Source organism: Vitreimonas sp., assembly GCF_035627415.1.
In the GTDB taxonomy this organism is placed as follows: domain Bacteria; phylum Pseudomonadota; class Alphaproteobacteria; order Caulobacterales; family Aquidulcibacteraceae; genus Vitreimonas.
This window is the reverse complement of the sequence record NZ_DASPLU010000038.1, coordinates 297094-312334: the sequence shown is the minus strand read 5'-3', so window position 1 is coordinate 312334 and position 15241 is coordinate 297094. Positions and strand designations below refer to the sequence as shown.

Here is a 15241-nt window from a genome sequence, read left to right as displayed (position 1 = left end):
CGGCGACGTGCACGAGATCATCGGCCCGCTGACCAAGATGACGATGCCGGAGCTGCTGCAGTTCACGCGCATGACCGGCGACGTGGTGAAGGCGATGCGCCACTGCCCGCAGCCGGTGATCGCCGCGATCGACGGCGTGTGCGCCGGGGCCGGCGCGATCCTGGCGATGGCCTCCGACCTGCGCTACGGCTCGCCAAGCGCCAAGGCCGCCTTCCTCTTCGTGCGCGTCGGCCTCGCCGGCTGCGACATGGGCGCGTGCGCAATCCTGCCGCGCATCATCGGCCATGGCCGCGCCAGCGAACTTCTCTACACCGGCCGCTCGATGAGCGCCGAAGAAGGCGTCGCCTGGGGCTTCTTCAATCGCATCGTCGATACGCCGCTCCCCGAAGCGCTGGTGTTCGCGCGCGATCTCGCCAACGGCCCAGCGTTCGCGCACTCCATGACCAAGAACCAGCTCAACATGGAATGGAACATGAGCCTCGAGCAGGCGCTCGAAGCCGAAGCGCAGGCGCAAGCTATCTGCATGCAGACGAAGGATTTCGAACGCGCCTACCTCGCCTTCGCGGCGAAACAGAAACCAGTCTTCGAGGGAAACTGAGATGAGCGCGCACCTCGACACCTTCGTGCGCGACAACCTCCCCCCGCGCGATCAATGGCCGGAGCTGAAGTTCACGCTGCCCGAGCTGCAGTTTCCGGAGCGCTACAACGCCAGCAGCATGCTCGACGCCGCGATCGCCGCCGGCCATGGCGCCAGGAACGCCGCGCTGTTTGCATCAGCGACGCTCAGCTACGAGATGCTGCTGCAGGAAGCGTCCCGCATCGCGCACGTCCTGACGCATGAGTTCGGCCTCGTTCCCGGCAATCGCGTGCTCATTCATTCGTCGAACACACGCCTCTCCATCGCCGTGTGGTGGGGCGTATTCCGCGCCGGCGGGGTCGCCGTCGGCACCATGCCGATGCTGCGCCCGCACGAACTCGCCGTCATCCTCAACAAGGCGCACGTTTCGCACGCCATCGTCGACTCCCACCGCGCCGAAGAACTTGAACAGGCGCGCGATGACGCGCCGTCGCTGAAGCACATCGTCTCCACCGACGCGCTTGAACAGCGCATGGCGAACGCGCCCGGCGATTTTCCACCGGTTCCAACCGCCGCCGACGATCCCGCGCTGATCGCCTTCACCTCCGGAACGACCGGCACGCCGAAGGGCTGTGTTCACTTCCACCGCGATATCGCCGCGATGGCGCAGACGTTCTCGCGCCACGTCCTTCAGCCGAAAGCCACTGACGTCTTCATCGGCACCCCGCCATTGGCGTTCACGTTCGGCCTGGGCGCCGGCGTGATCTTCCCCGCCAGCGCCGGCGCTGCAACCGTAGTCTGCGACAAGCCTGGCTTCGATGTCCTCGCCGACACCATCGCCAAGCACAAAGCTACGACACTCTTCACCTCCCCCACCGGCTATCGCGCGCTATTGAAAATTCATGACGAGCGCCTCGCCTCGCTCCACACCTGCGTCTCCGCTGGCGAGCATCTGCCGAAGGCGACTAGCGACCAATGGTTCGAGCGCACCGGCATCCGCATCATCGACGGCATCGGCTCGACCGAGATGATCCACATCTTCGTCTCCGCCGCCGGCGAGGACATCCGCCCCGGCGCCACCGGCAAAGCCGTGCCAGGCTACGAGGCGACTCTGCTCGATGAAAACGATCAGCCGTTCGAAGGCGAAGGCGAGGGCCGCCTCGCCATCAAAGGCCCGACCGGCTGCCGCTACCTCGCCGACGAGCGGCAAAAGAACTACGTCGTCAATGGCTGGAACGTCACGGGCGACATCTACCGCCGCGATGCGGACGGCTATTTCTGGTACGTCGCCCGCGCCGACGACATGATCGTCTCCTCCGGCTACAATATCGGCGCGCCGGAAGTGGAGAATGCGCTGCTGACGCACGACGCCGTCGCCGAAGCCGCCGTGATCGGCGTCCCCGATGAAGAGCGCGGCCAGATCGTCAAGGCTTTCGTCGTGCTGAAGCCTGGAGCGCAAGTTGAAGCCCGCACGCTGCAGGAGCATGTCAAACAGACCATAGCGCCCTACAAATATCCGCGCGCGATCGAGTTCGTCGCCGAACTGCCGAAGACCCACACCGGCAAGCTGCAGCGCTTCAAATTGAAACACCCATGACCCGCTTCATCCGCGACATCGTCATCCGCTTCGAGCACTGCGATCCCGCCGGCCTCATCTTCTATCCGCGTTTCTTCGCGCTGGTGAACGAAGCGGTCGAAGATTGGTTTGCGGAGCTCGGCCATTCGTTCAAAACACTGCACGTCGACCAGCGCAAAGGCATCCCCACGGTGCGCTTCGAATCCGAATTCGTGGCGCCCGTCCGCGTCGGCGATACGCTGAAGCAGAGTCTCGGCGTCGACGGCATCGGCCGCTCGTCACTGCATCTGAAACACCTCGCAAGCATCGGCGATCGTCTCGTCGCCCGCTTCGATCAAACCGTCGTCTTCACCGACCTTGCGACCATGAAGTCCGAGCGCTGGCCCGCCGATCTGCGCACCGCCATCGCCCGCTTCGCCGGCTTCGAACCATGAGAACATTGCTCCCCGAAGGCTGGCCGCGGCCCAAAGGCTACGCCAACGGCATCGAAGCCGAAGGCCGCCTCATCTTCGTCGCCGGCCAAATCGGCTGGACGCCCGAAGGCAAGTTCGAAGCAACGACGCTGCCCGCCCAATTCGCGCAAACGCTCGACAACACCCTCGCCGTGCTCGCCTGTGCGGGCGCCGGCCCCGAACACATCGCCCGCATGACCTGGTACATCACCGACAAGCGCGCTTATCTTGCTTCCCTCGCCGAGGTCGGCGCCATTTGGCGCGAAAAGATGGGCAAGCACTATCCGGCGATGGCCGTGGTCGAAGTCAAAGCGCTGATCGAAGACGCGGCCCTGATCGAGATCGAGACAACGGCTGTTGTGCCTAAAGCCCCCTCGCCTTGAGGGGAGGGGGTTGGGGGTGGGGTGATGCGCGGTGTTGAAAGTGTGCGCGTGGTCAGTCGCAGATTCTGAACGTGCAGAGTGTCACCCCGCCCCCTGCCCCCTCCCCTCGAGGGGAGGGGGTGCTATGGTGCAAAGCAGGAGCATCCCATGGCAGACCACAGCCTCTTCACTTTCGTCCGCGTGCAGGGCGCGACGCCCGAAGCCGTCGGCAACGCGCTGCGCGACGGCAGTGACAAGATCATGGACATCTACTCGATCATGGGCGAGTGGGACCTGCTGGTGCGCATTGAGCATCCCGATCTCAACACCATCCAAAGCGTCGTCACCGACACCATCCGCGCGCATCCGAACGTGGCGCAGACCTACACCATCCTCGGCTATCAGCTCTACGGCTCGAAATGGCCGGGCTTCGATTATCCCGACTCGAAATGAGCCTCGATCTCGAACAGGAATACAACAACCGCGCCCGCGTGCCGGAATCGGCGGACATCATCGCCAGCTGGGCGCGCGATGCAGCCGCCTATCGCGAGACGCATCCGCCGCGCGTCGTCCGCTACGGCCCCGGCGAGCGCAACACGATCGACGTTTTCGAGGCCGGCGCCGGGCCCGCCGTGATGTACATCCACGGCGGCTATTGGCAGGCGGTCGATAAGAGCTTTCACAGCCATCAGGCGCGCGGACTCAATGCCCTCGGCGTCAGCGTCGCCGTGCCGAGCTACGACCTTTGTCCGTACGTTCGCATCGGCGACATCATCGCGCAGATTCGCGCGGCCACCATCGCGGTGCATCGTGAAACCGGCGCGCCGGTCATCGTCAGCGGCCACTCCGCCGGCGGCCACCTCGCCGCCTGCATGCTTGCAACCGAAGCGCACGTGCCCGCCGCTTATGCAATCTCCGGCATCTTTGACCTCGCGCCGCTCGTCCCCACCAGCATCAACGCCAAGGTCGGGCTCGACGCCGTTGAAGCGCAAGCGCAAAGCCCGCTCTTCTGGCCCGCGCCCAAAGGCAAGACCCTCGACGCCGTTGTCGGCGCGGAGGAGAGCAGCGAATTCCTGCGCCAGAGCGCAACCATGGTCGCCGCTTGGGGCGAAGCCGGCGTCGCTGCGCGTTACGAAGAAATCGCCGCCGCCAACCACTTCACCGTCATCGCCCCGCTCGCCGACCCGCACAGCGCCATGTGCGAGCGCGTGGCGGAGCTTGCGCGTCAGAACTTTTCGTAAGCGGGAAACAGCACGTCGTTCTCGAGCGCGATGTGCGCCTCGAGGTCCGCCGCCAGCTTGGCGCAGCCGTCGTAGAGCGCGCGCCAGGACCGGCACGCCCCCTCCGGCGGCGTGAAGCGGCCCGTCAGTTCAGAAAGCGCCTTCAGGTGCTCGGCGTGCTCGTCGTGCTCGTGCCGCATCTGCCGGATCGCGAACGGCGCGCAGCCGCCCCCGCCCGTCCGGCCCGAAGACTGGCCATCGTCGGCGATCCCGATTCCGCGCCGCGGAAAATGGCCCGTTGACCTCGACGACGCGGCGGAGGTCGCCGCCGTTCAAGCCGACGCAAAAGCGCTCTATGAAGCGCTGATGGCCGCGCGCGGCGCGCCGGCGACAGCCGCGCCGCTCGCCGCGGCGGTGACGCGCAAAGGCAGCGTCCCGTGGCTGATCCTGCGCTGGGGCGGACAGACCTTGCTCGACGCCGTGCTCGGCAAGATCACCGCGCGCGACGCGGCGCTCAATCCGGGCGCGAAGCGTTCGCCCGAGAACCCGACCGGCTGCAGCGAAGCGTGGTTGAATTGCGGCGAGCGCACGCGCAAGGGCTACATCGCCTCGCTCCGTCCGGTGTTCGCCTGGTCGATCACGCTCAGCCATCGCCACGTGAAGACAATGACGCCGCTCGAGATCGACGACTTTCTCAGCCGCTGGAACGACGTGCCCGGCCAGCGCAAGAACGTCAGGGGCGCGCTGTCGCAGATCTTCTCGACGGCGATGCGCGCCGGCGAGATCCGCGAAGCCGACATTCCGCTCAATTCGGTGAAGGCGACGCGCCGCAAGCGCGTCAAGGGCGGACGGCGCGTCAAGGTCGACCGCTGGAGCCGCGCCGATGTCGCCGCCTATGCCGACACCGCGCGCACCGTGCGCGCCTGGCGTCCGCACGCCGCCGGGCGCAACGCCAAGGCGCAACGGCCCTGGCCGGGCGGCGCCATCGCGGTGCAGCTCATGTACGAGACCGCCGCCGATTCCACCGACGTCATCGTCTGGACTTTGGGCGAGCATCTGAAAACCAAGCGCATCGACATGCCGGACGGCGAAACCGTCATCGTCGAGGGCATAGAGTTCGATCGCGGCAAGACCGGCGTGCCGGCGTTTCTGCCGTTGAGCCGCGCTTTGGTCGCCGAGATCCGCGCCGACGCCGCAACCCGCCTGCCGGACGCGGCCGATGCGCCGGTCTATCTCGTCAGCGACCCGTTCGGCCAGCCCTATACGCCCGTGGTCGACGACGCGCGCCTGCGCGGCCACATGATCACGCTCCGCGAAAAGGTCGTCGCCGGCGCCGGCCCATATCGCGTGTTCGACCACCTCCGGCACAGCGCCATCACCGAAGGCGTAGAGGCCGGCGTCGACCTCGACGACATGCGCCACCTGAGCGCCCACGCCGACAGCGACATGAACCGCGAAGTCTACATTCAAAAGAGCGCCGTCAAAGCGGTCGAAATCCAACGCGCCAGAGGATTGCTGAAATGAGCCTTGCCGCCGAACTCCGAGCGTTCGCCGACGATATAGAACGGCGCCTAGAGGCTTTCGTCATCAGCCGAGACCGCATCGAGGAATTGCGCGCCGCAATGGCGACGAGCCCGCTGACGGCCGGCGAAATAGTGCTCGTCAGCGGCGCTTCGGCGATGGCTGAAACGCGCGCGATTCAGGATCGCGCGGCCATCATGCGCCGCATCACCATCCTACGCCGCGCTGCTGAAATCGTCGAGAAGTCTAACGATGCAGTCTAACAACCGGCCTGGAAGCCTTGATTTATAAGGCTTTTGATGGTGGGCGCGACAGGGATCGAACCTGTGACCCCTACGATGTCAACGTAGTGCTCTCCCGCTGAGCTACGCGCCCGACCTCGCGGCAAGCCGCGAAACCGCTACGGGACCGCCGCTATAGCGGCATACCCGGCCGGTGTGCAAGCGGCGCCTAGCCCCATAGCCATTCCGGCGACAGACGCCTATGCCAGGGAGCGCAGGAAAGGGCGCGAGCCCATGTTCCTGGAAACTCACGGCGTGCTCCCACCACGCGAGATCAGCCGGCTGCGCCAGCTTGCCGACGAGCTGAACTTCGTCGATGGCCGGATTTCGAACCCAGCCAACGAAACCAAGATCAATCAGCAGGCGGACCCCAAAAGCCCGCTTTATGCGGAATCGTCCAACATCGTCATGGCCGGGCTCGGCGCTTCGCGGCCGTTTCGCGACTTCGCGCTGCCCAAGCGCATCGCCCCGCCGATGCTCGCGCGCTACCGGCCCGGCATGCAGTACGGCGCTCACACGGACGCTGCCTATGTCGCGGTGAGCCAGGGCACATTGCGCTCGGATGTCTCGGCCACCGTCTTTCTCTCGGAGCCGGACTCGTATCAGGGCGGCGAGCTGATCATCCACCTCGGCACCCAGACAGTGAAGGTCAAAGGCCGCCCGGGATCGGCGATCATCTATCCATCGACGACCTTGCACCAAGTCGCTCCGGTCACCGCCGGCGAGCGGCTGGTGTCGGTGACATTCGTGCAGAGTTTGGTCGCCGACGAGGCGCGCCGCACGGCGCTTTACGAGCTGAGCGAAGTATCGGCGCGCGAAGGGCTGACGATGAAGTGGGACAACCGCGTGCGGTTGGAGGGGGTGCGCAACAATTTGATGCGGATGTGGGCGTCCGACTAAGCCGCCGCGATCACCCGCTCGATCTCGACCACCAGGTCCTTCAGGTGGAAGGGCTTCGACAGCACCTTCGCTTCCTTCGGCGCTTGGCTTTGGGCGGAGAGCGCTACCGCCGCGAAGCCGGTGATGAAGACGATCTTCATGGCCGGATCCTGCTCGGCGCCCCGGCGCGCCAGCTCGATGCCGTCGAGGCCGGGCATGACGATGTCGGTCAGCAGCAGGTCGTAGGCGCCGTGCTCCAGCGCCTCCCAGGCGGAATCGCCGTCGCCATAGCCGGCGACGTCGTGCCCCGCACGCGTCAGGCTCGTCACCAGGAAACCCCGGAGCGAGTCATCGTCTTCCGCCAACAGGATTCGCGCCATACCGCAGCAGCTCCGGATCAGTCCGGCCCCTTTAGAAACGGCTAGCCTCTAACACAATTCGGGTAAAGGCAGCCTGAACTGCTGCATATGGCCGGTAAAGATGTGGAAACATTGACGGCCTTGCGCCCCGCGGCGACATTGCCGCGATGGAGCCGACGGATCACCGCCAGGGCGCTTTGAGCGTTGCGACCGAGTCCGGCGTCTTCCATGAGCAAGCCGCCGCCGAGCCACCGTTCGTCGTCATCGAGCCGCTCCGGCGCACCGCCCCGCTCATCTTCGCTTCGCCCCACAGCGGCCGCCGCTATCCGCCGGAGCTGTTGGCCGACGCCCGCGTCGGCCTCCTCAGCCTGCGCCGTTCCGAGGACGCCTATGTCGACGAATTGTTCGCCGGCGCCGCCGCGCACGGGGCGACGCTGCTGACCGCGACCATCGCCCGCGCCTATGTCGACCTGAACCGCGACCCCGGCGAACTCGACCCCGACATGTTCGACGAGCGCCCGCCGTCGAGCGTGCTCACCGCCTCCGCCCGCGTGCAAGCCGGCCTCGGCGCCATTCCTCGCGTCTGCGGCGACGGCCAGAACATCTACCGGCGCAAGCTCTCGCTGCACGAAGCCGAGAAGCGCCTGGCCATGGTGCACCGCCCCTACCACGCCACGCTGCAGCGCCTGCTCGGCGAGACCCGCGAGCAGTTCGGCTGCGCCGTGCTGATCGATTGCCACTCGATGCCGAACAGCTCGCGCGGCGCGCACGCGCCCGACATCGTGCTGGGCGACCGCTTCGGCGCCTCGTGCCATCCCTCCGTCACCGCTTTGGCGGAAGCGAGGCTGCGGCGCCTGGGTTATCGCGTCGCTCGCAACACGCCGTTCGCCGGCGGCCACATCACCCAATCCTACGGCCGGCCGATGTCGCACGTGCACGCGCTGCAGATCGAGATCAACCGCGCGCTCTATGTCGACGAGCGCACGCTCGAACGCACCAACGGCCACACGAGAGTGCGCGCCGACATGAGCCGGCTCGCCGAAGCGCTGAACGCCGCCAGCCTGCATCAGAGCTTGGTTTGATCCTCCTCCCCCTCGATGGGGGAGGTGTCAGCGTGCGCCAGCACGCTGACGGAGGGGGTGCGCGCGCCGCGCGTGAAGAAGAAGCCTCGCGAGGCGCAACCAGAAACACCGGCGGGCCGCACCCCTCAGTCACGCTGCGCGTGACAGCTCCCCCATCGAGTGGGAGCAAGCGCTCTACTCCGCCGCCAGCCGCGCCGCTGCGCTCTGCGGGCCGCGGATCAGTTTGCCGGGATGCACGCCCAGATATGCGCCGCCGCGGAACGTCACCTGCCCCGACTTGATCGTCACGACATACCCTTCCGCCTTCTGCAGCAAACGCTTCCCGCCCGCCGGCAGATCGAACGCAAGCCATGGGCGGCCGAGCTTCAGCGCATCGAGATCGATCACGTTGATGTCCGCCAAATACCCCGGCGCGATCAGCCCGCGATCGTTCAGCCCATAGAGCACCGCCGTATCGCGCGCCTGCCGCTTCACCGCGAGCTCCAGCGGAATGCGCCCGCCCGCGCGGTCGCGCACCCAATGCTGCAGCATGAAGGTCGGCGAGGCCGCATCGCAAATCGTGCCGCAATGAGCGCCGCCGTCTGACAGCGAATTCACCGTATCGTCGGCGCGCTGCAGCGCCTCGAGGAAATCGAGATTGCCGTCGGCATAGTTGAGGATCGGGAAATAGATGAAGCCGCGGCCTTCGTCCTGCATCAGCAGATCGTACGCATACTCGGCCGGCGAAACGCCCGCCGCCGCCGCGCGCGCGGCGATCGTCTCATCCTGCGTCGGCTCATAATTGAAGCCCTCGCCCATCTCGTACTGCACCGACCAGCCGCCGGCGACGATCATCATCAGGCCGATCAGGTCGCTCGCGGGGAAAACACTCTCCTCCGCAATCATGCGCTGCTTGAACGCCGGCTCTTTCAGCCGCGCCAGCTGCGCCGGCCACGGCAGCTGCGCGATCTCGGCCCATGCCGGCTTGAACCGGAACGGATGCACCGTTCCCTGCCAGGCCATGACGATGCCGTTCCCGCGCAGCGCGATCTGCGCGACGATGTTCGCGCCCCTCGCATTCTGCGCCCGCATCTCGCTGATCTGCTCGTCGAGCGGCAGCTCTTTCGCGATCGACTGCAGCGCCGCGAACGTCACCGGCAGCCCGGTCTCGCGCGACAGTTCGCCCATCCACGCGAACTCGTTCCAATCGCGCTTCAGGTCCGAGGCCATTTCGAACACGCCATAGCCGATGCGCCCCATCGCCCTGCCGATGCCGATCAGCTCTTCCTTGGTCGCGCTCGTGCCCGGCACAAGCTCGCCGTCGACCGATTTGTGCAAGATCGTGCGCGAAGTCGAAAACCCCAACGCGCCCGCGCGCAGACCCTCCTCCACAATCTGCGACATGCGCGCGATCTCATGCTCGGTCGGCGTATCGTTGCGTGCGCCGCGTTCGTCCATCACGTAGGCGCGCACGGCGCCGTGCGGCACGTGCGCGCCAACATCGACCGTGCGCGGCAGACGCTCCAGTTCATCGAGGTATTCCGGGAACGTTTCCCACTTCCACGTCATGCCTTCGGCCAAAGCCGTGCCGGGGATATCCTCGACGCCTTCCATCAAGCCGATCAGCCAATCGTGCTTGTCGGGCTTGGCCGGCGCGAAACCGACGCCGCAATTGCCCATCACCACCGTCGTGACGCCATGCCAAGACGACGGCGCCATCTCCTGATCCCAGGTCGCCTGCCCGTCATAATGCGTATGAATGTCGACCCAGCCCGGCGCGACGATCTTCCCCGCCGCATCGATCTCTTCCTTGCCGGCGCCAAGCCTCGGCCCCACCGCCGCAATCACCCCGCCCTCGATCGCGACATCCGCCGTAAACCGCGCCGCGCCCGAGCCATCCACCACCGTCCCGTTCCGAATGACCAGATCGTACATCGCAAAGCTCCTCGCGGCGGCCGGCGCGATCAACGCTAGCGCAGGAGCGCTCGGCGCCAAGAAGAAATGCAATTCACCTCTTGGCCTGCGGCCCACTCGTTCGAACACACCCACTGCGCGCAAGCATCAACCAAACGGCTTCAGCTCAGCGCGCCGTGATCCCACAGGATCTTCACGCCGATCGCGATCAGTGCGGCGCCGCCGGCGAACTCCGCCGCGCGCCCGAGCCGCGCCCCCGCCGCGCGGCCCAGATAAACCCCGCCCGCGCACGCCGCCGCCGTGATCAGCCCGATCACCAGCGCCGCCATGAGGGGGCCGATCTCGAGCGCATCAAGCGCGAGCCCCGCGCCGGCCGCGTCGAGGCTGGTCGCCAGCGCTAGCGCCACAACACCCCAGCCGCTGACGCGCTTGGCCGCTTCGCCCGTATTGCTCCAGCCCTCCCAGATCAGCTTGGCGCCGATCGCCGCCAGCACGGCGAAGGCGACCCAGTGATCGTACGCCGCGATCGCCGCGGTCATCACCAGGCCGGCGCTCCAGCCCACGAGCGGCATCACCCCCTGCGCCAGCCCGAACGCGCCGCCGAGCATCAGCGCCGTCGCATGCGGCCGCTCGCGCGCCACGACGCCCTGCGAGAGCGAAACGGCGAACGCGTCGGCCGCGAGGGCGAGCCCGAGCACGCAGGCGGAGAGAAACATGGCCGGTGTATCCCTTCGCGCGCCGCCGGCGCCAAGCGCAGGGCTGCGCCGTGCTCGGGCAAAGAAAAAGCCGCCGGCTTGAGGGCCGGCGGCGAAAGGTCAATTAGGGAGGAAACGCCCGATAGGGCGGGTGCGGCATCGCGAAACGCCGCAACGCCCGGTATCTATTCCGCAGTGCAGCAATTTGCAAGGTGAGCGACCCGTCACGTTTTTGCGAAGTGCAGACAAATAGCTAATTTAATTCATGTTTTCCTCCCGTGACGGCATATTGCACATGCTCACATGCAAAAACGGATGGGCTCCGCCTAAGGATTTCGCACCCCTGCCGTTGAAGCAGGCGCCCGGCCCGTGCAGAACCCCGCGTCACTCAAAGAAAGCTTGAAATTCGCATGGCCGAGCGCCTCCGCAACCTGGCGATCATCGCCCACGTCGACCACGGCAAGACCACGCTGGTCGACCAGCTCCTCGCCCAAGGCGGCGCCTTCCGCGCCAACGAGGCGCGGCAGGAGCGCGCCATGGATTCCAACGACCAGGAGCGCGAGCGCGGCATCACCATCCTCGCCAAGTGCACTTCGATCCTATGGTCGAACAGCGCCGGCGAAGAGTATCGCCTCAACATCGTCGACACCCCCGGCCACGCCGATTTCGGCGGCGAAGTCGAGCGCATCCTCGGCATGGTCGACGGCTGCGTAATTCTGGTGGACGCCTCCGAAGGCGTGATGCCGCAAACCAAGTTCGTGCTGTCGAAGGCGCTCGCGCGCGGGCTTCGGCCGATGGTGGTGCTGAACAAAGTCGATCGCCCAAGCGCCGAGCCGGACAAGGCGCTGAACGAAATCTTCGAACTCTTCCTCGCCCTCGGCGCCAGCGACGAGCAAGCCGATTTCCCGATCCTCTACGCCTCGGGCAAGGAAGGCTGGGCCAAAACCGAGATGGCCGCTGAGAACAAGGATCTCACGCCGCTGTTCGAGCTCATCGTTCGCCACGTGCCCGATCCCGAACCCGTGAAACGCCGCGATGAACAATTCGCGTTCCTCGTGACGATGATCGATTCCGATCCGTTCCTCGGTCGCATGCTGACCGGACGCGTTGAATCCGGCCGCGTGAAAGTCGGCGATCCGGTGCGCGCGATCACGCGCGACGGCAAAGAAATCGAAAAGGGCCGCCTCACCAAACTGCTCTCGTTCCGCGGCCTGAAGCGCGTGCCGGTCGAAAGCGCCGAAGCCGGCGACATCATCGCCATCGCCGGCCTGGTCGAAACCACTGTCGCCGACACGATCGGCTCGCCCGAACTCGCCAAGCCGATTCCGGCGCCGCCCATCGATCCGCCGACTCTGGCGATCACCGTCTCGATCAACGATTCCCCGCTCGCCGGCCGCGCCGGTGATAAAGTGCAAAGCCGCGTCATCCGCGCGCGTTTGCTGGCCGAAGCGGAATCGAACGTCGCCATCCGCGTCACCGAGACATCGAACAAAGATGCCTACGAAGTCGCCGGCCGCGGCGAACTGCAGCTTGGCGTGCTGGTCGAAACCATGCGCCGCGAAGGCTTCGAACTTTCGCTCTCGCGCCCGAAAGTGCTGACCCGCAGCGAAAACGGCCAGACGCTCGAGCCGGTCGAAGAAGTCGTGATCGACGTCGACGATGAATATACCGGCGTCGTCATCGAGAAGATGAGCATCCGCAAAGCCGAGCTGCAGGACATGCGCCCCTCCGGCGGCGGCAAGACCCGCCTCGTCATGCTCGCGCCCTCGCGCGGCATGGTCGGCTATCACGGCGAATTCCTCACCGACACGCGCGGCTCCGGCGTCATGAACCGCCTCTTCCATTCCTGGGCGCCGTGGAAAGGCGACATTCCCGGCCGCCGCAACGGCGCGCTCATCTCCAACGACAAGGGCCAGTCCACCGCCTACGCGCTGTGGAATCTGGAAGAGCGCGGCCAGATGTTCATCGCCGACGGCGAGGACGTCTACGAAGGCATGATCATCGGCGAAAACAGCCGCGGCGAAGATCTCGACGTCAACCCGCTCAAGGGCAAGAAGCTCACCAACGTGCGCGCCAGCGGCAAGGATGAGAGCATCCGCCTCACGCCCCCGCGCCGCCTCACGCTCGAACAAGCGATGGCCTGGATCGAGGATGATGAGCTGGTGGAAGTCACGCCCGCCGCCATCCGCCTGCGCAAAGCCTATCTCGACCCCAACGAGCGCAAGAAACAAGCGCGCGCGAAGGAAGCAGGCTAAGAGGACCGTCGGCGCCAACGTGTGCCATTGGCCTGTTTCCGACAGACATTAACCTCGCTGGCGCTCCTTGATCACGAGGACTACGATACGCGCCGAATGGTGCACTCAGCACAACGCCTTTTGGGGTACGGGAGATGCAAGGCGGCTCTGAAAAACCAGCGTGTACCTGGCGGTACTACTTTGCCCGCGTTGGCGCGACTTTGTCTGTCGGCGCCGGTCTCACCGCGATTAAAATATTGGTTTCGCGGGCCCATGGCGATTTGCGCGAGACCGGTCAGGACGTGGCCGCAGTTTTAGTGGCTGGGTCACAAGGTATTGCATGGATGTTCGGCATCTGGACCATCTTCAAAATTTGGGATCGCGAGATTGGCCGCTCACCCCAATCGATCACCGCGCCGCCATCGGACTCGCCACAGGAACGGTGAGCGTCAGCTGTCAGCGAAAAGCGGCTCCCGCTCCGATCCTCTGTCTCCGCATTGTTGCCGAAACATCACGCCGCGCGAGCCTCGTGCGAAAATCTATCCTACACCTCCGAAACGCCAATACACTCCTCCCATCGCTCCGCTGGAGGGCAGTTGGCCAATGTTCACCCGATGCGACGAGCGATGTGATCGAGCGTGAACCTCTGCAGCGCGGTTGAGCACAGCGGAGGAGAAGCCCGCCGAACATGAAAAGGCGGGAGGACGCACAGGGAATTCGTGTCGAACGCACGGACCCGCACGCGATCGGCCGAGCCGCCTCCGAGAGTGAAACATCTTCCGCGACGGCGCCGATGAGAAACGATCACGGGACGCGGATGAGCCGCGTCGTTCGCATCGCGCAAGCGATGCATTGCTGGCGTGACCCATCCGCGTCCCGCCCTCTTTGGTTTTTGATCCGCCAGGATCAACAAGGATGACGCGCGTCCGCGCGCAAGGAGATGCGACCCCGTTGACGTTCGGATTAACCCTGCGGCGCAGCCACCCGCACGCCGCGCCGCCACGCTTCGCGCCGCTCCGCCACTTGAGCGTCCACATCCACCGGGTCCGGGCACGTGTACGCGATCTCGCGCACCTGCGGCTGGTCCTCGCCGCGCACTTCCGCGCCATAGCAGCCGATCTGCATCAGCACGGCGTTGGCCGCAGCGCCCCACCAGAGCGGGCCGAGCGCCCTGTCACTAGAGTAAATCGTCGCGTTCTGCGCCAGCAGCGATCGAAGCGGCTGGGGATCGCCGCGCTGCACCAGCACGGTCTGATCCGTGTCGTGAAACCAGATCTGGAAACGCTGATTGTCGACGAACACGTCGGCGTCCGGATAGCCGGCATTGTAGCTCAAGGTGCGCTGCGTCGAGGCGCACGCGCCCAACGCGAAAAGAGAAGCCGCCAACAAAGCGCGCATGTTCATGGTGAACCTCGTCATCCGCGAAATCCTCGCCGCCCAAGATGGCGCCGCATCGGGCGATGCGGTGACCAAATAGCGGCGCGTTCGTGTTTACCAATGCCGGTGGCGCCGTTTCGGTTCAGCTTTCGCGTCGCACGCGCCTGCCGATGCCTCGTTCACACGCGTTAAGGCGCAATTCGCGTCACGGATGCGTGGCACGGCTCATGCTCTCCAAGTCTGCGCATAAGGCGGGCCCATGGGGGAAACCGCCGCGAAAAAGGGCGCACGACCATGGCTAACGCCATTGACCTCCATGTCGGCAAGCGGCTTCGCCGCCGTCGCCGGCTCCTGGGCCTCACCCAGCAACAGCTGGCTGAGTCCATTGGCATCCGCTTCCAGCAGATCCAAAAATACGAATGCGGCGCCAACCGCGTGACTGCGAGCCGTCTCTACGAACTCGCCGTCGCGCTGAACGTGCCGGTCAATTACTTCTTCGAAGGCCTGCAGCAAGTTGCCGCCACGCCCGCCACCCCTGGCGCGCCGGCGAACGACCGCGATCTGATCGCCGCTGACGTCCTCTCGCAGAAGGAAACGCTCGAACTGATCCGCGCTTACTACAAGCTCGGCGAACGCCCGCGCCGGCGCCTCCTGGACCTGGCGAAAGCGCTACAAGACGAATCCACCGACGCGGCCTAATCCGCCGCATCGGTCGAGGGCAACGGGGGATCGG

Annotated in this window: 18 protein-coding genes and 1 tRNA gene; 13 read left to right on the top strand and 6 right to left on the bottom strand. The window is 65.8% G+C overall.

The genetic code is table 11. The features are described 5' to 3' along the window. From VEA80_RS20355 to VEA80_RS20330, 6 genes are all read left to right on the top strand, one after another. A partial coding sequence (locus VEA80_RS20355; RefSeq protein WP_325062634.1) for an enoyl-CoA hydratase family protein occupies positions 1-598 on the top strand: 598 nt, incomplete at its 5' end. Between the two features lies 1 nt (position 599). Beyond that, positions 600-2174: an AMP-binding protein gene (locus VEA80_RS20350; protein ID WP_325062633.1), complete on the top strand. Its 1575-nt coding sequence runs from the start codon at positions 600-602 to the stop codon at positions 2172-2174. Then, on the top strand, positions 2171-2587 hold the full coding sequence (locus VEA80_RS20345; protein ID WP_325062632.1) for a thioesterase family protein: 417 nt from the start codon (positions 2171-2173) through the stop codon (positions 2585-2587). The genes VEA80_RS20350 and VEA80_RS20345 overlap by 4 nt, the downstream gene beginning before the upstream one ends. After that, entirely contained in the window at positions 2584-2988 is a 405-nt protein-coding gene (locus tag VEA80_RS20340) for a RidA family protein (protein WP_325062631.1), read from the top strand. Before VEA80_RS20345 ends, VEA80_RS20340 begins: the two co-directional genes overlap by 4 nt. 147 nt (positions 2989-3135) lie before the next feature. Next, positions 3136-3420: an Lrp/AsnC ligand binding domain-containing protein gene (locus VEA80_RS20335; RefSeq protein ID WP_325062630.1), complete on the top strand. Its 285-nt coding sequence runs from the start codon at positions 3136-3138 to the stop codon at positions 3418-3420. Then, a complete protein-coding gene (locus tag VEA80_RS20330; RefSeq protein ID WP_325062629.1) occupies positions 3417-4208 on the top strand; it encodes an alpha/beta hydrolase in 792 nt (263 codons plus the stop codon). The genes VEA80_RS20335 and VEA80_RS20330 overlap by 4 nt, the downstream gene beginning before the upstream one ends. Here VEA80_RS20330 and VEA80_RS20325 read toward each other — a convergent pair. Then, positions 4193-4387, bottom strand: a complete 195-nt coding sequence (locus VEA80_RS20325) for a hemerythrin domain-containing protein (RefSeq protein ID WP_325062628.1) — start codon at positions 4385-4387, stop codon at positions 4193-4195. The genes VEA80_RS20330 and VEA80_RS20325 overlap by 16 nt on opposite strands. A gap of 166 nt (positions 4388-4553) precedes the next feature. On the opposite strand from VEA80_RS20325, the gene VEA80_RS20320 reads away from it, so the two are divergent. Both VEA80_RS20320 and VEA80_RS20315 read left to right on the top strand, forming a co-directional pair. Continuing rightward, positions 4554-5711 (top strand): hypothetical protein, encoded by a 1158-nt coding sequence (locus VEA80_RS20320; protein WP_325062627.1) that lies wholly within the window; start codon positions 4554-4556, stop codon positions 5709-5711. Next, entirely contained in the window at positions 5708-5971 is a 264-nt protein-coding gene (locus tag VEA80_RS20315) for a hypothetical protein (protein ID WP_325062626.1), read from the top strand. The genes VEA80_RS20320 and VEA80_RS20315 overlap by 4 nt, the downstream gene beginning before the upstream one ends. A gap of 37 nt (positions 5972-6008) precedes the next feature. Here the strand turns inward: VEA80_RS20315 and VEA80_RS20310 are convergent. After that, positions 6009-6083, bottom strand: a tRNA-Val gene (locus VEA80_RS20310). A 140-nt stretch (positions 6084-6223) separates the two neighbouring features. On the opposite strand from VEA80_RS20310, the gene VEA80_RS20305 reads away from it, so the two are divergent. Beyond that, positions 6224-6889, top strand: a complete 666-nt coding sequence (locus VEA80_RS20305; protein WP_325062625.1) for a Fe2+-dependent dioxygenase — start codon at positions 6224-6226, stop codon at positions 6887-6889. Here the strand turns inward: VEA80_RS20305 and cpdR are convergent. After that, entirely contained in the window at positions 6886-7248 is a 363-nt protein-coding gene (cpdR, locus tag VEA80_RS20300; protein ID WP_325062624.1) for a cell cycle two-component system response regulator CpdR, read from the bottom strand. The genes VEA80_RS20305 and cpdR overlap by 4 nt on opposite strands. A gap of 146 nt (positions 7249-7394) precedes the next feature. On the opposite strand from cpdR, the gene VEA80_RS20295 reads away from it, so the two are divergent. Continuing rightward, a complete protein-coding gene (locus VEA80_RS20295) occupies positions 7395-8309 on the top strand; it encodes an N-formylglutamate amidohydrolase (protein ID WP_325062623.1) in 915 nt (304 codons plus the stop codon). Positions 8310-8483: 174 nt separating this feature from the next. On the opposite strand, the gene VEA80_RS20290 is transcribed toward VEA80_RS20295, so the two are convergent. Both VEA80_RS20290 and VEA80_RS20285 read right to left on the bottom strand, forming a co-directional pair. Beyond that, complete coding sequence (locus VEA80_RS20290; RefSeq protein ID WP_325062622.1) at positions 8484-10223, bottom strand: D-aminoacylase; 1740 nt, start codon at positions 10221-10223, stop codon at positions 8484-8486. 140 nt (positions 10224-10363) lie between these two features. Beyond that, positions 10364-10918 (bottom strand): manganese efflux pump MntP family protein, encoded by a 555-nt coding sequence (locus tag VEA80_RS20285; RefSeq protein ID WP_325062621.1) that lies wholly within the window; start codon positions 10916-10918, stop codon positions 10364-10366. A gap of 389 nt (positions 10919-11307) precedes the next feature. On the opposite strand from VEA80_RS20285, the gene typA reads away from it, so the two are divergent. Both typA and VEA80_RS20275 read left to right on the top strand, forming a co-directional pair. Continuing rightward, a complete protein-coding gene (typA, locus tag VEA80_RS20280) occupies positions 11308-13152 on the top strand; it encodes a translational GTPase TypA (protein ID WP_325062620.1) in 1845 nt (614 codons plus the stop codon). Between the two features lie 134 nt (positions 13153-13286). Next, positions 13287-13577: a hypothetical protein gene (locus VEA80_RS20275; RefSeq protein WP_325062619.1), complete on the top strand. Its 291-nt coding sequence runs from the start codon at positions 13287-13289 to the stop codon at positions 13575-13577. A gap of 517 nt (positions 13578-14094) precedes the next feature. Here VEA80_RS20275 and VEA80_RS20270 read toward each other — a convergent pair. Beyond that, positions 14095-14550 (bottom strand): hypothetical protein, encoded by a 456-nt coding sequence (locus tag VEA80_RS20270; RefSeq protein ID WP_325062618.1) that lies wholly within the window; start codon positions 14548-14550, stop codon positions 14095-14097. Positions 14551-14802: 252 nt separating this feature from the next. Between VEA80_RS20270 and VEA80_RS20265 the strand changes: the two genes are divergently transcribed. Next, positions 14803-15207, top strand: coding sequence for a helix-turn-helix transcriptional regulator (locus VEA80_RS20265; RefSeq protein ID WP_325062617.1), 405 nt, complete (start codon positions 14803-14805; stop codon positions 15205-15207). Positions 15208-15241 lie beyond the last annotated feature (34 nt).